Here is a 24,153-nt window from a genome sequence, read left to right on the forward strand (position 1 = left end):
AAAAGTGCCAGAAAATTTATCTAGCAGAGATAGGGCAACCTTCAGAATGGAAGGCTGGCCGCACGAACAAATAAACCGACGATTGAAGCATGAATCGGTCGGTTTGTTTGTATTCGCGCGCCCAGCAAGCCGTTAATTGCTAGTCGGTGAAAGTCCGACCGAGGTAAGAGCCAAGTCGCCTCGTAGCTGACAGGCAACTGGTGGAGAGATCCTAAGGTTGAAGCCCTGTGACAAAGTAACTCCGACAGGAGTGCGAGCAAATCAGCAGACCGTAACATAAAGTGAATCCTGCCGCTTCGTTAAAAGAGACCATCGGAAGATGGACAAGGGGGAGACGAGCCTTGGGATATTGGGCGAAGTCCATGGAAGGTGTGTAGCACTTGGAATGCAGCACCCAGGAACCTCCCGGAGTATGGGGAGCGGTATGTTGAGAAAGTAGCTAACGGAACTGGGGAGACCCTCCCCTGCACGCTCCGTTGGAGCGTAAAGCGGAATCCTATAACCGAAAGGGAAATGGAGGACGGCAGGAAGGGAGTCGGAGGGGTTCATAGTACCGATGAAGTAGAGACAACAAAACTCTATGGAGAGAAGGAGCCCTGCTTTGTTCAAGAGTTGAAAGGAGGTAAGAGTGAGTGAATGCAAGTAAACTTGCTAACTACACCGATGCAAAAGCTCGACAACTTTGGACAACTCTATATCTTTGTGCCAAGGAAAAGCCAAAACGGCGGTTTCATGCTCTGTACGACAAAGTATACAGACCAGACATTCTTGCAGAAGCTTGGCGTAGAGTACGAGCCAATAAAGGAAGTGGCGGAGTGGATGGTCAAACGATAGATAAGATTGTGCATGAGTATGGAGAGAGTAAATTCCTTAATGAAATTTATCTCGACCTAAAGAGAAATCAGTATCATCCAGCACCGGTACGGCGTACTTACATTCCGAAAGCGGATGGGAAACAAAGACCACTCGGAATCCCAACTATTCGAGACAGGGTTGTTCAGATGGCGACAAAGATGGTCATTGAGCCAGTCTTTGAAGCGGACTTTAAAGATTGCTCATACGGATTTCGCCCAAAACGTAACGCTCATCAAGCGATTGCACAAATCAGGAAAGCAAGTAAAAATGCTTACTGGGTGGTTGATGCAGACATCAAAGGGTACTTTGACAACATCAATCAGGAGAAGCTGATGAAGTTAGTTGAGCAGAGGATTTCTGACCGTAGGGTACTAAAGCTGATTCGGAACTGGCTACAAGCAGGCGTGATGGAAGATGTACAGTTTCATGACACCGAATTGGGTACTCCGCAAGGAGGAGTCATTTCCCCACTGTTAGCCAACATCTATCTCAACTACATGGATACGGTATGGGGAAAGCAATTTGCCCATTTGGGAAAACTGATTCGATATGCCGATGACTTCGTCATCATGTGCAAAACGAAAAAGGATGCCATGGAAAGTATTCAGGTCATTAAAGCTATTATGGACAAATTGGATCTTGCACTTAGTAAGGACAAGTCTCGACTGGTCAACATCTGGGATAATACTTCGGGCTTTGATTTCCTTGGTCTACATCACCGGAAATTTCCGGTCCTTAACAAGGGCGGATCGAAGGTGTTTGTCATGTCCCATATTCCGAGTAAGAAAGCTATGAAGGAAATGCGCCGGAAAATAAAAGTGTATACCGAACCTCGCAGCAAGTTGTATTGGTCGTTAACGGAGTTAGTACAGGGGCTAAATCGAAAACTTCAAGGCTTCAAGAACTACTACTCGCTATCGCCAATAGCTGCAAGATGGTTAAATCGGATTGACTGGTATGTTATTGAAAGGCTTACCCTTTTCGTTAACAAGAAAAGGAATGTGCGAAAGAAACACTCGTGGGAAGGAAAAGTCATTAAAGATACTCAAGGAATACTTGTGAAACTTGCCGGATAAGCAGTGCCGAATGCCAAAGAAAGAAGAACATCGGAAAGCCGTATGAGGGAAAACCTCACGTACGGTTTGATGAGGGGGAGCTGAAACAAGTAAGGCGACCTCAAGGTCGCCCGAAAGTTTCAGTTTTCTACTCTACAATGCCGGTCAAGGTCAATACCAATTACCATATAGGCGGCTTTATTGACGATAGCTCCGTCCTGTTTTACCTTAAAGTGAATAGCGTCAAGGAAAACAACAGCATAAACCGCTTGCAAGGGGCGATTTTGCCACTCTTTGATCATCGGTACAATCTTATTCGTTACATTGGATATGAGCGTTGGTGAGACTTTGATGCCATAGAGCAGTTGCAGATGGTCTTGGATATCGCGTGTGGATACGCCTTTGGCATAGAGGGCGAGAATTTGAGTGTTTTTCTCTTTGATCCACTGATTGATCTGCTCTTTTGACATCATAAAAATCTTCCAATCTTTCTACTCCTAATTGTAGTTTAGAGGTTGAGAGTTTACACAAAATATTTTACAGACTCCTTTCGAATTATATATATTATTCCGCCAGTACACCTCCGATTTTTATCTATACCTGTTTTCTTCACCGCTTCATTTACTGCATTTCTCCATGATTTATTGCTACCTCTCGAATCCATATCTTGAGCCTTTAGCCTCTACCTTAACGGGACTTTGGAGGAACTTTATAATAATCCCCGTCGCTGCATTTTCGGCAAGCACACTAATTGGACTCAATAATCTTAATCGCCAACGGCTTTTTTTACCAGTTCAAGTATTTGTTCTATATGCTAAAAATGGACAGTCCCCGCGCCCTCCTTAAGCTTGCCAAAGCGTGTCAAAACCGATGTATGATGAAGGAAGACTTAAATAAATCCGTGAAAGGCATTTTGTTTAAGTTGAATTATTATCGCAAGACAGGTCTTATGGGATTTAATGATATTCCGATATTGGCCTATTCGGAGAAATTTGAGAAGCGCTATGTTACTTATATTGAGTATGATCTATGTATTAGTTATTGTAGTATGGGTACTAGAATGACTGCCGCATTAGCTAATGATGAAATACAACATAGGAGGATGGAATGTCCTGGAGCAAATTGAAACAACAGCTGGAGAGTTTTCTCTGTCCTGCCTTACAAGGAAAAGTTGAATACCGTGCGACCGGCTATCGTTATTTACCAGACAAAGCAGGATTGTGCTATATTGCAGTAGATAAAAAGAATGTACTCCATATGAGTGATAAAACGACCTCAATCAAATGGTATCAGACGGAGCAGGAAATTAAGAGTGATCCGGATATCCGAATTCCTATCAGCGATGAAGAAATCGAAGCTGTCAGAAAAGAAACCAAGGGAATAGTTCCGGAAGATCGTCTAAGAGTAATTGCAAGAAATAGAAAAATTTCAGAATATGCAAAGGAGCTTTTGTTAGCCCAAGCAGCATTAAGTAAATCAAATTTCAGCGGTGTAGCTACTAAATTTTTATCCATTTCTATCGAGGAAAGCATGGAGAGCAATGATATCTTATTGAATATCCTAGCTTTGGTGGACAGACGAGTAGGGAAAAAGCGAATTTTAAACATGGCCGAGAAAATGAAGGGAAAGCATCCGATTGTTCAGTATTTTTATGAATTACGTCTTCGTACTTTATGAAAATAAACAAATAACGGATTCACATCCAGCCGAGAAAATCCGTCCAGTATTCCTTGAATCCTCTTCGCCGCATCAGCCTTTCGATCGATATTGCTTCTAGGGTTTGTTAGAAAATGGGTTCCCATTCTAGAAATAGAATGTTTCTACGCGGGGAGGGGAACAATCATCCATACAAGGGATAAATTGAAACTGAGGGGTTTTCATGGAACGAGTGAACTGCGACGTATCTCCGCTAAAGGGAGAGATGAAAGAGCAACTGACGGCAATTGCCGGTGCAATCGAACAAAGCATTCTTGCACTCGAGAATGAAAATGGATGTCTGCTCGGAACTTTCGATCAGATTCGCAGCCGGTTTAGCCAGCTGGAGACCACGGCGGCTTCCTTTTACTTGCAATGCTATCTGGGTCCGTATACAGACAAATACACCGATCTTTCCTTGGCTGTGCAAAATTTATCCTCGCGCAAACAAGGGGCATTGATTGTCGTCGAGCGAGAAGATTCACTCCAATCGTACCTGCAAGCCGGAATTCCGATTGGAGCCTGGATGACCCATTCCCTGCTGGAATCGATCTTTTTTCCGGGCAGTCCCTTGCATGACGGGGCAGTTGTTATCCGGGAAAATCACATCCTCTCAGCGGCAAATGTCTTGCCCTTATCGCATGTGTCCGTTGGAGAACAAAAACTGGGAACAAGACATCGGGCGGCATTGGGACTCAGCGAACAATGCGATGCCTTGATCATCGTCGTCTCCGAAGAAACGGGAAAAGCATCCTTTGCCATGCAGGGTCACATGTATCCGATTATCACGCATTAATCCAAAGAAATAGAAAAAGGCGCCGTCTAAGGGGGAACCTACGACGACGCCTTTTTCGTATTCAAGATCCCGCGGAGTTGAGCCTTCTCTGGAACAGCCAAACGAGAAAAATGAAAAAAAGATACACGCTGGTAAAAACAGCAGCCAACGCCATATTGGCAAAGCGGGGACCGACTCCAAGAAGGTCGCTTTGATAGAAATAGGAAATAAATTCCAGTGATGCCAAGGAGAGAATCCATATAGAAGTAGCTAGGATATAGGCCAAATCAACCACTCATTTCAGGTATGGTTAATTGGTATATCGGTAAGGGAGATGAAAATTTTTACAGCGGAGCAAGAGGAATTTTCGTAAATTAGGCCTGTGATTGATAAATGATTAGGAAGAACTATTCGCAGGTAGATCTGATGGTATAGAAAAACGGAAAAAGCTAGGGAGAATTGGACTAGCTGCATGAAAGTGCCCCAAACGAAAAGAGGCAGTGCAGAACACCCATCTCGTTCCGCCTGCCCCTATTTATTACGCCCAGTTGCCGTTTCGGAAAATCGGTTCCCGGCTGCCATCCGCCGTTTCCCCGTCGATATTCATTTCGACCGAACCGATCATGAAGTCGACATGAGTAATACTGCTATTCAAACCGTATTCCTCCAGCTCTTCGTTGCTCATATTGGCTCCATTTTCGATGTTGACGGGGTAAGGATTCCCGATGGCCAAATGGTTTGAAGCATTTTCATCGAAAAGCGTGTTATAAAAAATGATGTTCGACTCCGAAATGGGGGAGAAATGCGGGACCAGAGCCACTTCACCCAGGTAATGGGAGCCCTCGTCCGTTTCAATCAGCTTCGTGAGTGCAGCCTCCCCTTTTTCAGCCTTTGCGGAGACGATCCGTCCATTTTCAAAGGTAAGCGTGAAGTTTTCGATCAGGTTGCCTTGATAGCTCAATGGCTTGGTGCTGGTGACCGTTCCGTTTACGCCTTGTTTGAGAGGGGCTGTAAAGACTTCCTCGGTTGGCATGTTGGCCATGAAGGAGGTGCCATCTTTATTGACGCTGCCTCCGCCGATCCAGATGTGGCGAGGGGGAAGCTCAATGGTCAGGTCCGTCCCTGGTGCTGTGTAATGCAAGAAGCGGTACTGCTTCGCGTTGAGCTCGTCGACTTTTTCATTGAGCTTTGCATGATGGTCGTGCCAAGCTTTCACAGGGTCCTCCGTATCGACACGTGTAGCACGGAAAATGGCTTCCCAAAGTGCGCGCTCCTGCTCTTCTTTTGGCAGGTCTGGAAATACGACAGATGCCCAGGCAGGGGACGGAACGGCAATGACACTCCAGCTCACTTTGTCAGCCATGGAATAGCTACGGAACGTATGGAGTGCCTGACCAGCCGTGCGATTGGCGGTAGAGATTCGCTCCGGGTCGACCCCTTTCAGAAGATCGGGATTGGATGCATTGATATAAAGAAAAGCCGCTCCGTTTTCCGCGAGCTCCTCCAGTCCTTTTGCCCGCCACATCGGGTACTCACGAAAAGCCTCATCAGGAGCGAGATCGTACTTCATTCTGGTGAGCTCATCGTCAGTCCAGTCGATTTGTACATTTTTGGCGCCGGCTTCGTACGCTTTTCTCGCGACGTTGCGCACGAATGCAGCTGAGGAGATGGGAGCTGTGATGACGAGAGTCTGCATAGGCTGGACGTTGACACCGACTTTAACAGCTAGCTCTGCATAGCGATCGATTAACGATTCATAATTCATCGAGAAAACCTCCTATGTACAATACCTAACCTTACTCCTTATTATAGCTGTCCATCTGGTTTTTTCTTCTATTAATTTTTATTGCGCATTTCCTAGGAAAGCGCAGAAAGAGACAGAATCCCGCTGCTTTCGAGCCTACCTTTGGCGATCGCTTTCTTTTTTGGAAATAGAGGAATATTCCAGTAAGAATCCAATTTTAATAAATAGAAAACATTTTACCGAAATCGAGGGAGGCGTGAGCATTGAAATCTAGAACGACGCGTGAGCATGTGGCAGTTGAGCAAACCTGGAATCTGGACGACTTATTTTCAACCCAAGAAGCATGGGATGCCGAGCTGCAGGAAATAATCGATCATCTTCCCATGCTCACTGCATTTAAAGGGACATTACATAGTGGGGCAGAAAATTTGCTGGCTTGCCTGGAAGCGAGAGATGAGCTTGTCGTAAGGGCGCAGCTCGTGGCGACCTATGCCAGATTGCGTACTTCAGAGGATGGGACCAATCCGCAAAATCAGGCAATTTCTGCGCGGGTGGGAGATGCGATTTCTGCCTTGAATGCAGCACTCTCGTTCATTTCCTCCGAGATCCTCGACTTGCCCGATGGTACGATCGAAACGTATCTGCAGGAGGAGCCGGGGCTTGAGACTTATCGCAAGAGCCTGCACGAGCTGTTGGAAACAAAGCCCTACCGTTTGAGTGCAGATACCGAATCCGCTCTCGCAGCGTTAGGGGAGGTCTTCTCTGCTCCGTACACGATTTACAATCGAGGGAAGCTGTCTGATATGACATTTGCAGCTGTACGGGACTCCCAAGGGGCAGAGCAACCGGTATCGTTCGCCCTGTTTGAAACAGATTATGAAATGTCGTCAGATACGGCATTGCGACGCGCTGCCTACGAATCGTTTTCGCAGACACTTGCCAACTACCAAAACTCTTTTGCGGCCGTGTATGCATCAGAGGTCAAGCGGCAAACCGTGATGTCTCGCTTGCGTGGGTATGAATCGGTCACGCAAATGCTGCTTCAGCCCCAGCAAGTCACTTTAGATATGTACCATAATATTCTGGACATCATCGGGACACAGCTCGCTCCCCACATGCGGCGCTTTGCCAAGCTAAAAGCGAAAGAGCTGGGTTTGGAGAAATTGCAGTTCTGCGATCTGAAGGCGCCGCTCGACCCGGAATTTAGTCCGCCTGTAACGATTGAAGAAGCGGGCAAGTTGATCAAATCCGCTTTGCAAGTGATGGGGCCCGAATACGCGCAGATCATGGAAACAGCGCTGGACAACCGTTGGATCGACTACGTAGACAACGTAGGCAAATCGACAGGCGCCTTCTGCTCGACTCCGTACGGAAACCATTCGTACATTCTGATTACCTGGTCGGGCAATATGCGCAGTGCGTTTACGTTGGCTCATGAGCTCGGTCATGCTGGTCATGGGATCCTTTGCGGCCAAAATCAGGCTTATATCAACTTCCGTCCGACGATGTATTTTATTGAGGCACCGTCGACGTTAAACGAGCTTCTTTTGGCACAGCATATTATGGAGCAATCCGACGACCCTCGCCTGAAGCGCTGGGTGATCATCCAGCTGCTGAATACGTACTATCACAACTTCGTGACACACATGCTGGAAGCGCAGCTGCAACGAAAAGTGTACGAAGCCGCACAAGTCGATGTTCCGATTACCGCGAAGAAAATGTCCGAGTGGAAAAGCGAGGTCCTTGCGAATTTCTGGGGAGATGCTGTCGAGCTCGATGCAGCGTCCAGCCTGACTTGGATGCGTCAACCGCACTACTACATGGGGCTATACCCATACACGTACGCAGCAGGCTTGACGGCTTCCACAGCGGTAGCAGCGAAAATTCGGGAAGAAGGACAGCCTGCAGTGGATCGTTGGCTGGAGGTTCTAAAAGCGGGAGGAACGAAGCGGCCACTGGAGCTGATGAAGATGGCTGGGATCGACATGTCTGATCCACAACCGATCCGCGATGCCGTTGCCTACGTGGGCAGCCTGATAACCCAGCTGGAAGAGCTTTTTGCCGCGCAGGAGCAGTAAGGAAGCAGGAATGGCTGAGCTTGTGCAGGTGAAAGCCGCGCAAGCTCTTTCTTTTGGGAGAGGAGCATAGAATGAGACCATTTACCCAGCGTGCAGTGGAAATCATTTCGCAAATACCGGCAGGGACTGTCATGACCTATGGCCAAATTGCCGGCTTGGCAGGCAGTCCGAGAGGGGCGAGACAGGTGGTGCGAATCCTTCACTCCATGAGCAAAAAGCATAAACTGCCCTGGCATCGCGTGATTAACGCGAAAGGCATGATCGCACTGTCGGATGAAATTTCATTTCACGAGCAAAAAATGCGATTGGAAGCAGAAGGAGTGCGAGTGTCTGATGACGGGGCGATTGACTTGAATACCTTTCAATACGTTTCCGCCGAAGAGCTGGATCCGTTTCTACGCGAAGAAGAAAGAGGGTAAAGCAAACAGGCCTGCGCCTAGGCAAGCCTGTTTTTTGCCGTTTATCCTTAATATCCCACTTCTACGGAAGCAATGACGACGTAGGCCAGGTCGTTTTTGTCTTCTTTTTCAGCGATGACCACACCGCTGCTGGTCAGCATTCCACCTTCTACTACTTCAAACGTGACTTCCCCATAAGGCAATTCTGCACGGACGGTGTCCAAATCCAATTTGTCTTGGTCCGCAGGGACGGCCAAGCGAACATTGACTTTCATGTTGTGAATATTGTTTTCCGGGAGAACCATGCGCAGACCCGGCATCGAGTTGTGATGAATGGCATTTTGAACGGCACGTACAGCTGCCTTGGTGACGTTTTGTCCATGTAGGTCAATGCCCATCCCAATTTCAATAAACATGACTTTTTCCATATTCGTCTCACTCCTATGTAAGCCTTCTTTGTCCCTGTTATTTTATCACGTTGTTGGGGACGAGATTGTGACAAAACAAATTCTCAGGGCGAGAAGTAGTGGATCACAAAATCTCGAAAGTGGCGAGTGGCAATAGGCCTATAGCGGATTTTCACCCAGGATAGCCCAATCGTTCGATGGCAGCTGGGCATCAAGCCTTCCGAATCCAGTTGGGCATACAAGCTGAATCCCGCAGGTTGTTCTGGGCGTTTCTCGCGACTTCCAATTGATCGATTCATGCAGCATTTACCCTTTTTTAAGCATGAGGAGTATTTTTATACAAAAAAGGAAATGAAAGCATGAGAAAATTAGACAAGGTGAATAAAAGAATAATCAAAATTACTAGAATGTTTGTACAGTTTGTGAAATGACGCGTTAACGCAAAGAAGGGTAACATTCATTATAAATATACGTGTTTGGGGGAGGTGTACCCACCTAAGATGACCTGCGTACAGGAATGACGCCCGATGACACATCTTTCAGATCGAGAGGAGCAATTCTATGAAAAAACCTTCGCGTGTGCTATTTTCATTCATTTTAATTCTGATTATTCTGTCATCCGCTGTCTTAAGCGGCTGTGGAAAGAGCGCTAGCTCCGGCCGTACGTTAACTATCTCTCAGCAAAAAGACCCTGGTACGGCAGACGTTCAGTTAACGACCGATGATTATACGATTCCTCTAAACATCTATGATCGACTGGTTGAAGCCAAAACCGTGGCGCCTGGTAAATCCGAGCTGGTTCCTGGGCTGGCGGAGAGCTGGGATGTCTCTCCTGATGGTTTGAAGTACACCTTCCACCTCAGAAAAAATGTGAAGTTCCACAATGGCGAGATTTTCAAAGCGGATGACGTGCTGTTTACGTTCGATCGCATGCTGGACCCAAAGACAAAAGCGTTGAACACAGACTTCCTGGACATGATTGCAGGTGCACAGGAGCGCATGGATGGAAAAGCAGATAGCGTCAGCGGGTTGAAGGTAATCGATGACAACACGATTGAAATTACGCTGTCAGAGGCCTTTGCTCCCTTTGTAGCGAACCTCGCAACTCCTCCAGGCTCTATTTACAACCGAAAAGCCGTGACAGAAGCAGGCGATCAGTTCGGACTTGAACCGGATAAAACGATAGGTACAGGACCGTTCAAGCTCTCCAAATGGTCGTTGAACGACAGCATAGAAATGACAGCCTTTGCGGATTACTGGCGTGGGGCACCGAAATTCGATGGCTTGGTCATGAAAATCGTACCGGATGCAGAGACAAACCGCATGATGTTCGAGACCGGCAAGCTGGACATCTTGGATTTGGAAGACTCCGCGTCGCAAATCCCGCAGTTTAAAGGCAACGACAAGTGGAAGAACCAAGTCGTGAGCGGACCAATCGTAGGCGTGTATTATTATGCGTTTAACGAAGACATGGAAGCCTTGGGCGATGTGCGCGTACGCAAAGCCATCCAAATGGCTCTTGACCGTCAAACGCTTTTGGACAAACTGTACAACGGAGAAGGGAAGCTCGTAGATGGCATTTCCCCGCCTGGACTTTTGGGCTATAACCCTGACTTGCCAAAAATTGAATATAGTCCAGAAAAAGCGAAAGCGCTTCTGGCAGAAGCCGGATACCCGAATGGCTTTGACATGGAAATTGCCCAGGTGACGGATAGCCCGAATACGCTAAAAATGAACGAGGCCGTTCAAGCCATGCTTTCCAAAGTAGGGATTAAGGTCAAAATCACGCAAATGGACGAGTCTACCTATTTTGCGACACGTAAAGAAGGGAAACTGCCGTCTGCTCATAATAACTGGTCAGCCGACTACAACGATCCCGACAACTTCTTCTATACGTTCTTCTCTGCGAAAAATGCAAAGGCTCGCTCTTTCAACTACACAAACAAAGCCGTTCAGGATGATCTAGAAAAAGCACGGACAATGGTTGATCAAAATGAACGGATCAAACTGTATCAAGAGCTGGAAAAGAAAATTGTACAGGAAGATGCTGCATGGATCCCGCTCTTTGCTCTCAATCACCTGTTTGTCGTTCAGCCTCGCGTGAAGAACTTCCAGGTTTCCTGGAATGGCTGGTCGGCTATGAGCTTCTATGACATTGATATCGTGGAAGAAAAATAAGCGGTTAGGCAAGAAGAAATGAACAGTCTCCCGTAAAAATAACTACTGCTGCCTGGTAGTTATTTTTACATAGGGGCTGTTGTGAAAAGGAGGGGCCTGATGGGGGCGTACATTGTAAAGAGACTACTCATTTCCATTCCTGTCATATTCGGAATCTCACTCATTACCTTTATCATGCTCAATGTCATTCCCGGTGACCCTATTGCTCTCATGATGAAGGAGCATATCAGTACGGATGTGGTAGAGCGGGTCCGTGCCCAAATGCATCTCGACGATCCTGCCTACGTTCGATTTTTCCGTTTTGTTTGGGATGCCTTGCACGGTGATTTTGGGACCTCGTACAAATTAAATCGTTCGGTGACGACGCTGCTGCTTGATGCCTTTCCAAACACACTGGCTCTGGCTATGTCGGGAGCACTGGTGTCATGGATCATCGGGATTCCGGCTGGTGTCCTTTCAGCCGTGAAAAAGCGTTCCTTTCTAGATAACAGCATCATGGGATTCTCCCTATTGGGTGTGTCCATACCCGTTTTCTGGGCAGGGCTGCTGTTCCAGTACATCTTTTCCATGGTTTTGGGGATCTTGCCTGTTTCCGGATTTAGCGGACCCGAGTACTTGATCATGCCGGCGATCGTTCTCGGCTGGAGCTCGGCAGGTACAATCGCACGACTGACGAGATCGAGCTTGCTGGAGGTTATGAGAAATGACTATATCCGAACGGCAAGAGCAAAAGGGAATCTCGAGATCAAAGTCATCCTCAACCATGCTTTGAAAAACTCGATGCTTCCCGTTGTTACCGTCATGGCTCTGCAAGTGGCGGGTCTACTGTCTGGTGCGGTCATTACAGAAAGTGTATTCGGTATTCCGGGAATCGGCAGGATCGCGGTAAACGCCATTCAGAGCAGAGATATGCCGCTTTTGCAGGGAGCCGTCATGTTCACGACTGTTCTGGTCATCTTGGGGAATTTAGTTGCAGACATACTCTATTCCCTGATCGATCCACGGATCAAATATGACTAAAGGAGGACATGACGCATGAATCTAGCGAGAAATCTGATGCTCAAAAAAGAAGTAATAGAAGCCAGTGACGAGCTGGTCAAAGAAACCTTTTGGCAGGACGTGTTCCGATCGCTGAAAAAAGATCGGATGGCGATCACCGGCGGTATTGTCATCTTGCTGTTTGTTTTGATGGCGATCTTTGCTCCGTGGATCGCTCCGCATGATCCGTATGAAGTCAATCTCGACAACCAATTTCAAAAGCCTGGCCTGGAGCATTGGCTAGGAACAGATATGTTTGGCAGGGATGTTTTGTCCCGTATTATCTACGGCTCTCAAATCTCTCTTTTGATCGGACTTGTACCTAGCATGATTACGATGTCGATCGGGATTGTCCTCGGAATCGTCGCTGGTTATTTCGGACGGAGAACCGATTTTGTCATCATGACGATTTCGGACATGGTGCTATCTTTTCCATCCCTGCTCTTGGCGATGGTGGTCATGTACACGCTGGGGGCGAGCCTCTTAAACATCTTTATCGCGCTTAGTATCGTGGGCTGGGCAGGAACGGCGAGGGTGGTACGTGCGCAGACCTTATCCCTGAAAAATAAAGAATTCGTGGAAGCAGCCAGAGCTGTAGGGGTCAAGCCCTACATCATCATGCTGCGGCACATTCTCCCCAACTGCATACCGCAGCTGCTCGTTCTGTTTACACTGGAAATCCCAGGCTCTATCCTTTCCGAAGCGAGTCTTAGCTTTTTGGGAGTCGGGGCTCAGCCGCCTGCATCCAGTTGGGGGCTCATGGTCTCCAACGGAAAAGAGTTTCTATTCAATGCCCCTTGGGTAGCGATTGCACCGGGGATCGCCATTTTAGTGATCGTCTTGGCGTTCAATTTCCTGGGAGACGGCCTGCGCGATGCACTGGATCCATACTTGAAGCAATAAGGGGGAGCTAAACGGATGAGAGAAGACAATACCATCTTGGAAATAAACAACCTCAAAACGTATTTTTATACGGATAAAGGTGTTGTCCCTGCAGTGGATGATGTCAGCATCAAGGTGAAAAAAGGCCAGATTGTCGGGATTGTGGGCGAATCCGGCTGTGGAAAGAGCATGACGTCCCTGTCGATTATGCAGCTGATAGCGCCACCTGGGAAGATCGCGGGGGGAGAGATCCGTTTTGATCAAAAAAATCTCGTAGGGATCTCCAAGCAAGAAATGAGATCGATTCGTGGAAATGAGATCTCGATGATCTTTCAGGAGCCGATGACCTCGCTCAACCCCGTTTATCCGGTGGGGAAGCAAGTTGCTGAAACGCTGCTGCTGCACAATGAAAATATGACCAAAGCGGAAGCGAAGCGAAAAGTTATTGAGATGTTTGCGATGGTCGGGATTCCGGAACCGGAAAAGCGCTATAGCGTCTATCCGCATCAGCTCTCGGGCGGGCTGCGGCAAAGGGTGATGATCGCGATGGCTTTGATCTGCCGCTCCAAGCTGTTGATCGCCGATGAGCCCACTACCGCTCTCGATGTGACCATTGAGGCCCAGATCCTGAAGCTGATGAAAAATTTGCAGGCAGAGATCGACACGTCCATCATTATGATTACGCACAACCTGGGGATCGTCGCAGAGATGTGCGATTATGTCTACGTCATGTACGCAGGGAAAATCATGGAGCAAGCCGATGTTTTTGACCTGTTTGACAATCCGAAGCATCCCTATACAGAAGGTTTGCTAAAGTCCATTCCGAGAAGAGATGTTCACCAGAACAAATCAAAAGGTCTTTACAGTATCGAAGGGATGGTTCCCAATATGCTGCAGCTTCCACGTGGCTGTCGTTTCCATCCGAGGTGCGAATATGCGGTAGACGCTTGCCGTGAAGTAGAGCCGCAGCTGGTCGATATGGGCAACGATCATCTGGTCAGATGTATCAAATACAATCAGTAAGGAGGGGAAGAGATGGACAAGCCACTCATGCAAGTGAGAAATGTAAAAAAATACTTCCCCGTAGATAAGGGACTCTTTGGGAAAAAAACAGGTACGGTCCATGCTGTGGACGATATCAGCTTTGATGTGTACGAGAAAGAAACCTTGGCGATCGTGGGCGAATCCGGCTGTGGAAAAAGCACGCTGGGGAGGACCTTGATACGGCTCCTGGATGCGACGGAAGGAACTGCACATTTCGAAGGTAGAGACATTTTTTCACTGTCGCAAAACGAACTGCGGCAGCTGAGGAAAGAGATGCAGATCATTTTCCAGGATCCCTTTGCCTCGTTAAATCCTCGGATGAAAGTATCGGATATCATCGCGGAGCCGTTAATCACACATGAGTCGCTCGGGAAAAAAGAGAGGGAAGACCGTGTTGCAGAGCTGATGGAGCTGGTCGGTCTGCGTAAAGCATACGGCTCCCGCTATCCGCATATGTTCAGCGGCGGACAGAGACAGCGTATCGGGATTGCTCGTGCTCTGGCTCTGCATCCGAAGTTCATCGTCTGTGATGAGCCCGTGTCCGCTCTGGATGTATCGATCCAGTCGCAGATTATTAACCTGCTGCAAAAGCTGCAGGAACAAAACAATCTGACGTACCTGTTTATCTCCCACGATTTGAGTGTTGTTCGTTATTTCTCGGATCGGATCGGAGTCATGTTTCTGGGGAAAATGATGGAGCTTGGGCCGACGGAAGAAGTGTATCGACAGCCACTTCACCCGTACACCAAGTTTTTGATCGCAGCGGCGCCGGTCCCCGACCCTCGTTCGCGCAATCAGGAGAAGCTAATTTTGGAAGGGGATATTCCCAGCCCACTTCGTCCGCCATCCGGCTGTCGATTCCATACCAGATGTCCGTATGTACAGGACATTTGCAAGAGTAAGGAGCCGGAAATTCAGCAATTTGATGGGCGGTCAGTCGCCTGTCATTTCCCGTTGGTATAACAGAAGTAGGGTTTGTTGTTTTATCCTTGCCACCACTTTGATCTTTTTGAGCCATTCTTATTGTGTTTATGGACAAGACGTGTCATGATTACATCTTGGCATCAAATAGATCGATGGACTTTTCATTAATGGAGGCAGGACAGAAGTGGAACGGTATCCTTTTCAATACGACCCTACCCAGTCGTTTATCTCACAAGTGAGCGATTGGGTGGCGGACGTTTTTTATGACATCTTGCCAGATGCAGGCTTCGAAGTACGAGATGAACAAATTTACATGGCTTTTCAGCTCGAGCGCGCTTTTGCTGAAAAGCAAACGATTTTTGCAGAAGCGGGTGTCGGGACAGGGAAGACGCTTGCTTATTTGCTGTATGCCATTTGCTACGCACGCTACACGAGAAAACCGGCAATCATCGCCTGTGCCAATGAATCGCTGATTGAACAGCTGGTCAAGCCACAGGGAGATATCGCGAAACTAGCGAAACATCTCGACTTGACCATCGATGCGAGAATGGGGAAATCTCCTGATCAGTATCTCTGTCTGCGAAAGCTCGACGAAGTAAGACATCAGCCTGAGCTTGGCGAAGACTTCCAGCTGATTTATCAAGAGCTGCCTCCTTTTGTACATGCCTATGAAGCTCTGCAGTCGTTTTATCCGTACGGAGACCGCGCTGATTATCCTGAATTAAACGATGAAAAATGGGGAATGGTCAACTGGGATTCGTTCCAGGATTGCTTTGCTTGTGAAAAGCAGCATCGCTGTGGGCAAACACTTTCGAGAAACCATTACCGAAAGTCAGCCGATTTAATCATCTGTTCCCATGATTTCTATATGGAGCACGTTTGGACGTACGAGGCCAGAAAAAGAGGCGGCCAGCTGCCTCTCCTGCCAAGCCACAGCTCGGTAATCTTTGATGAAGGTCATCTGCTGGAGCCTGCCGCACAGAAGGCACTGACGTACAAGCTGAACCATGCTGTATTTGAAGAAATCATTACTCGCCTGCTCAAAGGCGAAATCCGTGAATCTCTTGCAGTTGCAGTGGAAGACGCTATTACCCAGAGCGAAGAAATGTTCTACCAGTTGGACAAGCATAGCCAAGCGGTCATCGGCTCCAATCGGAGAGAGATTCATTTTGATGCTGCTCTTTTGCAAGCCATCAACCGCTTTACCGAGCAGATCGGCTGGATTGAAGAAGAGCTTGCATTGGAGAGCGGGCTATATACGCTGGATGAATTCCAGCTGCGTATTGTGGAAGAGCATTTGGAGATGATGCAGCTCGCCTTGAGCTTGTTCCGACAACCTGACCAAGTCATCTCGTGGATGACGCAGGAGGGGACGGGGACTGGCTCGACACTCATCGTCATGCCGAAAATGGTACAGGAAGTCTTGAAAGAGCGCGTCTTTGCTGAAGCAATGCCGATCATCTTTTCCTCTGCGACGCTCTCCGTCGATGGATCGTTTCAGTTTGTAGCGGACAATTTGGGAATCAGTCACTACTTATCGTTCTCCGTGCCGTCTCCGTACGATTATCCGGAGCAGATGGAGGCTTTCGTTCCGCATTTGTCCGACGAATCTGTTTTCCAGGAAAAAATGAAGGCAGCGACTGCGCTTTTGAAGCGTACAGAGGGACGTGCGTTGCTGTTGTTCAACTCCTTGGAGGAAATGCGGCAGTTCAAGCAAGCCATAGAGAGTGTGCCCGAATGCGCGGACATGCGCATTTATTATGAGGGAGATCAGGAAATCACTCACCTCATATCCTGTTTTCAGGAGGACGAGCAGAGCAGCCTCTGTGCCGTATCACTATGGGAGGGGCTTGATGTCCCAGGATCTTCCTTGTCCAATGTTGTGATCTGGTCTCTGCCGTTTCCTCCAAACGACCCCGTCTACGCTGCGAAAAGAAAAAGTGCGGCCGTGCCGTACGAAGAAGTCGATTTGCCCTATATGCTATTGCGGCTTCGTCAAGGGATTGGCAGGCTGATTCGGACGAGAGAGGATAGCGGTATCGTGTCCATCTTAAGTACGGAGCTTTATACAAACGACAAGCTGAGACAGCACGTAAAGGATGTCTTCCCGGCCGGAGTAGAATGGAAAACAGTCTTGTAGTTTGGACTCGTGCAAAGAAGAGCAGGAACGGTTGTGTTCCTGCTCTTTTCTTTTTTCTTGTAAAGAAAGAATGTATCAGAATTTTAGCGAGGGCTTGGAGGAGCCGAGTTTCCGATCGTGTATGGGAGCTACTCTGGCATATTTCCGATGCTAGGATCTGGCACAAAATCAGCTTGGTAGCCTGCGTATTTAACTTCGGAAACCATTCCTTGTGCGGCGTGTCCGAGATCGTGGCAGTGGAACATCCAGTCTCCCGGATTATCAGCGACAAAGGCAACGACGAAGGATTCTCCCGGTAGAATGTTCAGCGTGTCCTTGATGAGTGGGGAGCCCGAGACCGGCTGGCCGTTTTTGCTGAGCACCTGGAAAAAATGACCGTGCAGATGCATCGGGTGGATGTCTTCTTTGGAACGATTGACCATGGTGACCTTGACAAGATCTCCTTTTTTCACATTCAAAGGAGGAACATCCGGATATGTCTTCCCGTTGATGGTAAATGCCATTTGCCCATCCATCGTCTGTGTATTCAGGTCCATTTGATACGTAATCTCGTACTGTTGATCCAAGCTAAATCTGCTTTTGGCTGCCTCGCCATATTTGGTAATGTCAACGATCGGCATTTGGGGCGTATCCGGTTTCGCTTTCTCCTTCTCATAGCCTTTGTAGAGGATGGGCACGGCCAGTGATTTTGCCCCAGGATACGGGCTTTTTTCTTCCAGCAGCCAGCTTCCGGGCTCGTTTGCCACGAACTCGATGTCGTAGCGTTCTCCGGGAGCGATGTTCAGCAGCTGCCCGTTAATGAGGGGCGGGTTGTGAATGGGCTGGCCATCGGTTGAGACGATCCTGAATTCATGCCCTTGCAGGTTCAGCTTATGCGAAAGATACCCAGCATTGACGAGGCGAAGCCGTATCTTTTCTCCTTCCTGCACATGAATCGGAGGGATTGCCGGGCCGGTTTTTCCGTTGACAGAAAAAATCGTATACATCAGCGGCATCATTTCTGCGTCACTCATTCCGGCCATATCTTCGTGACCGTTAGCAGTATTTTGGCTTTGGTTGATAGCAGGATTTGCGCTGCTGCTCATGGAGCCATGGTTCATAGATCCATGATCCATAGTCCCATGATCCATGCCATTCATCTCTTCTCCGCCGGAATTGCCACCGCCATGCATTTGGGCCATACTGTCGTCCTGCATCCATTCATCCAGGACAAGTGTGACATCCTGATCGGCAGGATCTGCCGTAGGAGCAGCAGGCTCGACGACGAGAGATCCATATAGCCCTTTATCCACCTGCACGGAGCTTCTCTGATGCGAGTGATACCAGTATGTGCCTGCCACGCTTGCAGTGAATTCATAGGTGAAGGTCTCATTAGGTTTGACTGCGTTTTGCGTGACACCCGGAATGCCATCCATGTTGTTGGGAACAGGCAAACCATGCCAATGAATGGTGACCGGGTCGGGGAGTTCATTTTTCAGTACGATTTTTACTTTCTCCCCTTGCTTGACGCGCAATTGGGGGCCAGGTACGGTTCCGTTATACGTCCAGACAGTTTTCATTGTTTGGTTGTCCAGATGCAACATGCTTTCTTTGGCGGTTAACGTAAAGGAGTTCCCGCTCAGAACTTCAAATGCTCCAGCGGAAGTTGCCTTTGAATTCTTCGTGGGCATTTCATGACCTTCGTGGTTCATCGGTGAACTGGTAAGGGAACAAGCGGACAGGGTTAGGATCCCTGCCAGCAGGATGGACAGGCGGCGCCATTTTTTTCCTGCGTGATGGGTAAACAAGTGCAGACCTCCTTTGAAGTTATCTAACGGTAAGGTAGCAAAACAATATGGAGAAACCATGAAGACATCGATGTATGAAACTTCTGTTACGAATGTGGTAGGGATCAGAAGTTGGACGAAAGACCTGTTATAATGGAGTATCAATGGTGAAAAAATGGAAAGTAGATGAGAGTAGGGTAGGTGTAGTCGTTGGGTAATGTAGATTTGGCGAGCTTGCCGTGGAGTTTATTTTGGGTGGGAATCGCGTATTTTCTGGTGACCGGTGTGTTCTTTTGTCTGGGGTTCATGCGTCTCCTTTCGCAACGGATTCGCAGTGGCATTATTTTCATGGTAATTGCGGTCATTAGTGGAGGACTTTTCTTGAATTATTTGTTTACACATCACATTTAATGTTGGAAAATGATCATAGATTGTCAGATCATTTCCGGTACGGAGCAACGCTTACATAAGGAAGCTGTTGGCAGATATCGACGCCAACAGCTTCTCTTTCTTTTTGTCGATGAATTCCGGGAAAGTTTCCTCCCGAACTTCGTAAACATTTTGTAACGCGTTTTACCTGCGGATCGTCTTATAATCGAATTACACGAGGTTACCTCTGCTTGAAGCGTACATATGGACCCATACTCGCAAACGAAAGGTAATTTCCTGTAAATGGGTACGGGAAAGAGGCGATGAATGATACATCAATAAACGAAAAGAGGGCATCACCCCCCAATGCGAGTCGCTACACACATCCTGAATACGGGCAAATATGATTGGAACCATGAAAAAGGATACCAGCCCCGTTTTCTATTTGAGGAAAATAGGGGGGCTTTGCATTCATACAGCACGCATTTCCCGATGTGGAATGGCTGACCCCGGTCAACTTTAGTCAATGAACAGAATGGAAACAAAAAGGGGAGAATGCAGATGAGCTGCATATCGAGTACGGAAAAGTCTCATCAAGAATGGAACCACGCACGCAGGGGAGGCCGTCAACATGCCTGAGCCATTGAAAGGCACCAGCCGATACATGGCTGGAATCGACGGGCTGAGAGCCTTGGCAGTGTTTGCTGTTATTTTGTACCACATCAATTACAATTGGGCACCTGGAGGATTGCTGGGTGTCGGAATCTTTTTTGTTCTCTCTGGTTATCTCATAACGGATCTGCTCATTGCCCAGTGGAGCCGGAATCAACGTCTCGATATGAAAGATTTTTGGTTACGTCGTGCCCGTAGGCTGTTACCCGCTCTTTTGTTACTGCTGGTTGTGGTTGTAGCTTGGGTAAATTGGTTCAAACCAGACCATCTTCCCAGTATGAAAGGCGACGTCCCAGCAGCTGTGCTGTACGTCAGTAACTGGTGGCTCATTTTTCAGGATGTTTCCTATTTCGAAAAGTTTGGCCCCCCATCGCCATTCGGTCATTTATGGTCGTTGGCAGTTGAAGAACAGTTTTACTTGTTCTGGCCACTATTACTCGCCCTCGGGCTTCGTTATATGAAGCGACGTGGTCCGCTCGTCGTGATTACACTTTTGGCTGCCGCAATCTCTGCAGTAGCGATGGCGTGGATGTACGAACCTGGACTCGATCCAAGCCGTGTCTACTACGGTACGGACACACGTGTATTCGCTTTGCTGATCGGTGCAGCACTCGCGATGGTGTGGCCGAGTCGCAAGCTATCCGCTACCATTTCCCGCCGTGCGCGCTTATCCATTGACCTGGCTGGTGGTGCAGGACTTGTCATTATGCTACTGGCGATTTGGAAAACGAATCAATATGATGAGTTCCTGTATCGCGGAGGTCTTGTCCTTCTCTCTGTCGTAAGTGCTTTCGTCGTCGCTGCATTGGCTCACCCCGCGAGTACACTCGCCAAATGGATGGGCTGCAAGCCGTTGAAATGGCTTGGCGTCCGGTCGTATGGGATCTACCTGTGGCATTACCCGGTCATTGTGCTGACCAATCCCGGTCCGGAGCATACAGATGCATACGCGATCCCTCGCGCCATTCTTCAAGTGCTCGCTTGCATAGTACTGGCAGCACTGTCATGGAAATACATCGAGGAACCCATTCGCCATGGAGCACTGGGAAGAATCTGGTCGCGAATTGCCCAGCGCCGCGAAGGGCAGAAAAGAAGCTATAAGAGAATCATTGCCTATGCATGCGCTGTGGTTTTGTGTGCGACATACTTCGGTGTTGCATCGCTGACCTCTGATGCGACTGCCAGTCAAACCCCTGTCCCCAGCAAAAAAGCGGAAGCCCCTAAACAGAATGTCGTTTACACGGTTGAACTGCCCAAACAGGTAGGTCCAGTCCATCCGAACGGTTCTGCTGGGAATAAGCAAAGCGCATCTTCAAAGGCGGAGGAAAAGGGCGGTAAAAAGGAAACATCCGCACAAGCAAAGGCTGGCGGGAAATCGACACAAGCAAAAGATTCGGTACAGAAAAAGGATGTAGCTGTCGCTGAAGATAAAGGTGTAAAACAGGAAGGCCAGCCTGATCAGACAGCGACAGAAGAGCAAGACCAGAAAACAGCCGACTCGAATGAAAAGCAAGAGCAAAAACCGATGGGATCTGGAAAAGGAGTCACGGCTCTGGGTGACTCCGTTATGCTGGATATCGAACCTTTTCTGGAAAAGCTGCTGCCAGGTATTGTCATCGACGGCAAAATCGGAAGACAAATGTCTCAAGCTCCTGCTGTGCTGGCGAACCTCAAAGCAAAAGGGCTGCTTGGCGACACGGTTGTTATCGAACTGGGGACGAATGGGTCCTTCAGCGAGAAGCAGCTTATCAAGCTCCTGGATTCACTTGATGGAGTTGATCACATTATTCTGGTGAATACGAGAGTTCCGAAGCCTTGGGAAAGTGTCGTCAATACAACACTTGCGCAAGTAGCTGCGACCTACCCGCATACCGTTTTGCTCGACTGGTACACTGTGAGTGCAGGCAAGGACACCTTTTTCTATGATGACGGCGTTCACCTCAGACCAGAGGGTGCGAAGGTTTATGCCGAGTTCTTGGCGAAAGCTATTCAGAAAGCAACAGCTAAGAAGAAAGATTGAAAACAGGATAATGGCAAGGCAAGGACAGCATCTGTTGCTGTCCTTTTTTCTTGGTGCGCCCAGCATGGGCGATAGCTCTAGGGTGTAAGTCCCGAACGGGGGTTGGCTGTACCAACCGTTAGCCCAAGGCAAGGGTGTCCACCGCGAGGTGGAATCTGAAGGAAGCCGGCGGCAAAGTCCCGACCTGAGGTACACGAACCCAATTTGAGGCTGTTGTATTCGGGTGAGTCTGCCAAACAAGACGAAGCCCCATACAGCCAAGGAATACAGCAGTAAACTTGGGCAGGTACATGGGATGAAAGTTATCGCTCTTACCTGGGGAGGTCTGCATGAAGTGCCTTCAAATGTTGGTAACCGTCTTCGTAAGGAGACGCTGAACATGCAGAAGTCAGCAGAAGCCATAGTACCCAAGTAAAGGACGCTTGAACGGGGAAGGGCTGAACATTAAGTCAACACATCCGCTAATCACTTTCGTGATAATACTGTGAAGCAGAATTCTGTAAGGAACTACTCTTGGAGAAAATGGGTGAAGCCCTGAGGGTACAAGAGAGGGCTGAGTATTGTCCGGCAAGACTAGAAGGATGCGTGCGGAGGAAGGGTATCGTCATGGAGCTGTTGGAGAAAGTCCTGTCACGAGAAAATCTATTAGTGGCACTCGAAAGAGTGGAAAGAAACAAAGGATCGGCGGGAATCGACGGTGTTTCAACCGAACAACTGCGCGATTATATCCGTGAACACTGGTTGACCACTAAAAAGCAGATTATGAAAGGGACCTACAAACCTTCCCCTGTCCGCAGAGTCGAAATCCCGAAATCTGACGGAGGAGTAAGGTTATTAGGTATTCCTACCGTGATAGATCGCTTTATTCAACAAGCCATCCTCCAAGTTCTTACTCCTATATTTGACCCCCACTTCTCAGAATCCAGTTTCGGATTCCGACCGAACCGTGGTGCGCATGACGCCATGAGACAAGCACAATTTTATATTTCCGAAGGATATCGCTTTGTCGTGGATATGGACTTAGAGAAATTCTTCGACCGGGTTAATCACGATATTTTAATGAGTCGGGTTGCTCGAAAAGTAAAAGATAAAGCTTTGTTGAAACTTGTTCGCGCATATCTACAAGCAGGCATCATGGTCAATGGCATCTGCCTTTCGGCAGTAGAGGGCACACCACAAGGTGGTCCACTTAGTCCGTTATTGGCGAACATCTTGCTCGACGATTTGGATAAAGAACTGGAAAAGAGGGGACATCGCTTTTGTCGATACGCAGACGATAGCAATATCTACGTGAGAACAAAGCGGGCGGGAGAACGGGTAAAAGAAAGTATCCAAAGCTACTTGGAGAAGGTACTTAAGCTTAAAGTAAATGAGCAGAAGAGCGCAGTGGATCGACCTTGGAAGCGTAAGTTCCTCGGTTTCGGTTTCACTAATGCAAAACAAGCAAGGATTCGGCTTCATCCAAAATCACTTCTGAAGTTGAAAGAGAAAATCCGCTTCATCACTAATCCGGTATGGAGCATCTCTATGGATGAAAGGATTCGGAAGCTAAACCAGTACCTCATGGGTTGGATCGGATATTTTGCCCTTGCGGATGCAAAGAAAATCCTTCAATCTATCGACGAATGGATACGACGTAGACTTCGACTTTGCTTGTGGTCTCAGTGGAAGCGAGTACGAACCCGATATCGAGAACTTCGCTCTCTGGGTTTATCGCACGTCCAAGCAATAGAAATTGCAAACACCAGAAAGGGTGCATGGCGTACCACAAAGACTCCTCAAATGCACAAAGCCCTCGGAGTTGCATATTGGCAACAACAAGGGCTGAAAAGCTTATTACAACGATATTCTGTCATTCGTCAAGCTTGATGAACCGCCGTATACCGAACGGTACGTACGGTGGTGTGAGAGGACGGGAGTTACTCGCTCCCTCCTACTCGATTGGAAAAGACCGCATTTGCCCCATTTTTATTCGGACTATTTTTCCAAGTCGTAATACTTTCGCCATGTTCGCAGCTGGGGCAGTATGTGATGCTGAATGCATCAAGCGTTCAAGGTCAACGGCTTTGAACTCCCAGCTTTCAGGCTATTGCGATCCTTCCTTCTACTTGAC

At 48.1% G+C, this 24,153-nt stretch carries 17 protein-coding genes and 1 pseudogene; 14 read left to right on the plus strand and 4 right to left on the minus strand.

The window, feature by feature from the left end; all coding sequences use genetic code 11:
* Positions 1 to 632: 632 nt before the first annotated feature.
* Entirely contained in the window at positions 633 to 1,931 is a 1,299-nt protein-coding gene (ltrA, locus tag ACLIN2_RS14470) for a group II intron reverse transcriptase/maturase (RefSeq protein ID WP_411501843.1), read from the plus strand.
* A 146-nt stretch (positions 1,932 to 2,077) separates the two neighbouring features.
* Here ltrA (ACLIN2_RS14470) and ACLIN2_RS14475 read toward each other — a convergent pair.
* Positions 2,078 to 2,335: pseudogene (locus ACLIN2_RS14475) on the minus strand (transposase); the annotation flags it as partial.
* Positions 2,336 to 3,017: 682 nt separating this feature from the next.
* Between ACLIN2_RS14475 and ACLIN2_RS14480 the strand changes: the two are divergent.
* Both ACLIN2_RS14480 and cdaS read left to right on the plus strand, forming a co-directional pair.
* Entirely contained in the window at positions 3,018 to 3,587 is a 570-nt protein-coding gene (locus ACLIN2_RS14480) for an SF0329 family protein (RefSeq protein WP_122961782.1), read from the plus strand.
* Positions 3,588 to 3,789: 202 nt separating this feature from the next.
* Complete coding sequence (gene cdaS, locus ACLIN2_RS14485; RefSeq protein WP_400581906.1) at positions 3,790 to 4,401, plus strand: sporulation-specific diadenylate cyclase CdaS; 612 nt, start codon at positions 3,790 to 3,792, stop codon at positions 4,399 to 4,401.
* A 517-nt stretch (positions 4,402 to 4,918) separates the two neighbouring features.
* Here the strand turns inward: cdaS and ACLIN2_RS14490 are convergent.
* Entirely contained in the window at positions 4,919 to 6,145 is a 1,227-nt protein-coding gene (locus ACLIN2_RS14490) for an aminopeptidase (protein WP_411504386.1), read from the minus strand.
* Positions 6,146 to 6,387: 242 nt separating this feature from the next.
* Here ACLIN2_RS14490 and pepF point away from each other — a divergent pair, with 242 nt between their 5' ends.
* On the plus strand, positions 6,388 to 8,202 hold the full coding sequence (gene pepF / locus ACLIN2_RS14495; RefSeq protein ID WP_411504387.1) for an oligoendopeptidase F: 1,815 nt from the start codon (positions 6,388 to 6,390) through the stop codon (positions 8,200 to 8,202).
* Between the two features lie 71 nt (positions 8,203 to 8,273).
* Positions 8,274 to 8,621 carry an MGMT family protein gene (locus ACLIN2_RS14500; protein ID WP_411504388.1) on the plus strand — a complete coding sequence of 116 codons (348 nt, stop codon included), beginning with the start codon at positions 8,274 to 8,276 and terminating at the stop codon, positions 8,619 to 8,621.
* Positions 8,622 to 8,668: 47 nt separating this feature from the next.
* Here the strand turns inward: ACLIN2_RS14500 and ACLIN2_RS14505 are convergent, their stop codons facing one another.
* Positions 8,669 to 9,028 carry a Lin0512 family protein gene (locus ACLIN2_RS14505; protein WP_122961780.1) on the minus strand — a complete coding sequence of 120 codons (360 nt, stop codon included), beginning with the start codon at positions 9,026 to 9,028 and terminating at the stop codon, positions 8,669 to 8,671.
* A gap of 540 nt (positions 9,029 to 9,568) precedes the next feature.
* On the opposite strand from ACLIN2_RS14505, the gene ACLIN2_RS14510 reads away from it, so the two are divergent.
* The 6 genes from ACLIN2_RS14510 to ACLIN2_RS14535 all read left to right on the plus strand — a co-directional run bounded on the left by ACLIN2_RS14510 (position 9,569) and on the right by ACLIN2_RS14535 (position 17,213).
* Entirely contained in the window at positions 9,569 to 11,185 is a 1,617-nt protein-coding gene (locus ACLIN2_RS14510) for an ABC transporter substrate-binding protein (protein WP_328211621.1), read from the plus strand.
* A gap of 99 nt (positions 11,186 to 11,284) precedes the next feature.
* Positions 11,285 to 12,205 (plus strand): ABC transporter permease, encoded by a 921-nt coding sequence (locus ACLIN2_RS14515; protein WP_092270161.1) that lies wholly within the window; start codon positions 11,285 to 11,287, stop codon positions 12,203 to 12,205.
* A 15-nt stretch (positions 12,206 to 12,220) separates the two neighbouring features.
* On the plus strand, positions 12,221 to 13,126 hold the full coding sequence (locus ACLIN2_RS14520; RefSeq protein WP_174769283.1) for an ABC transporter permease: 906 nt from the start codon (positions 12,221 to 12,223) through the stop codon (positions 13,124 to 13,126).
* A gap of 15 nt (positions 13,127 to 13,141) precedes the next feature.
* The gene (locus tag ACLIN2_RS14525; protein WP_301172899.1) at positions 13,142 to 14,128 is read left to right on the plus strand and encodes an ABC transporter ATP-binding protein; all 987 of its coding nucleotides are present in this window, start codon (positions 13,142 to 13,144) and stop codon (positions 14,126 to 14,128) included.
* A gap of 12 nt (positions 14,129 to 14,140) precedes the next feature.
* Positions 14,141 to 15,112: an ABC transporter ATP-binding protein gene (locus ACLIN2_RS14530; protein WP_092270155.1), complete on the plus strand. Its 972-nt coding sequence runs from the start codon at positions 14,141 to 14,143 to the stop codon at positions 15,110 to 15,112.
* A gap of 145 nt (positions 15,113 to 15,257) precedes the next feature.
* The gene (locus ACLIN2_RS14535) at positions 15,258 to 17,213 is read left to right on the plus strand and encodes an ATP-dependent DNA helicase (RefSeq protein WP_411504389.1); all 1,956 of its coding nucleotides are present in this window, start codon (positions 15,258 to 15,260) and stop codon (positions 17,211 to 17,213) included.
* 128 nt (positions 17,214 to 17,341) lie between these two features.
* Here the strand turns inward: ACLIN2_RS14535 and ACLIN2_RS14540 are convergent, their stop codons facing one another.
* On the minus strand, positions 17,342 to 19,000 hold the full coding sequence (locus ACLIN2_RS14540; protein ID WP_411504390.1) for a multicopper oxidase family protein: 1,659 nt from the start codon (positions 18,998 to 19,000) through the stop codon (positions 17,342 to 17,344).
* A gap of 189 nt (positions 19,001 to 19,189) precedes the next feature.
* On the opposite strand from ACLIN2_RS14540, the gene ACLIN2_RS14545 reads away from it, so the two are divergent.
* The 3 genes from ACLIN2_RS14545 (at position 19,190) to ltrA (ACLIN2_RS14555) (ending at position 23,909) form a co-directional block, all read left to right on the plus strand.
* The gene (locus ACLIN2_RS14545) at positions 19,190 to 19,390 is read left to right on the plus strand and encodes a hypothetical protein (protein WP_092270149.1); all 201 of its coding nucleotides are present in this window, start codon (positions 19,190 to 19,192) and stop codon (positions 19,388 to 19,390) included.
* Between the two features lie 589 nt (positions 19,391 to 19,979).
* The gene (locus ACLIN2_RS14550; RefSeq protein WP_411504391.1) at positions 19,980 to 22,040 is read left to right on the plus strand and encodes an acyltransferase family protein; all 2,061 of its coding nucleotides are present in this window, start codon (positions 19,980 to 19,982) and stop codon (positions 22,038 to 22,040) included.
* A gap of 606 nt (positions 22,041 to 22,646) precedes the next feature.
* Positions 22,647 to 23,909 carry a group II intron reverse transcriptase/maturase gene (gene ltrA, locus ACLIN2_RS14555; protein ID WP_411501590.1) on the plus strand — a complete coding sequence of 421 codons (1,263 nt, stop codon included), beginning with the start codon at positions 22,647 to 22,649 and terminating at the stop codon, positions 23,907 to 23,909.
* Positions 23,910 to 24,153: the final 244 nt, after the last annotated feature.

The organism is Brevibacillus centrosporus, from assembly GCF_046622605.1.
Lineage (GTDB): Bacteria > Bacillota > Bacilli > Brevibacillales > Brevibacillaceae > Brevibacillus > Brevibacillus centrosporus.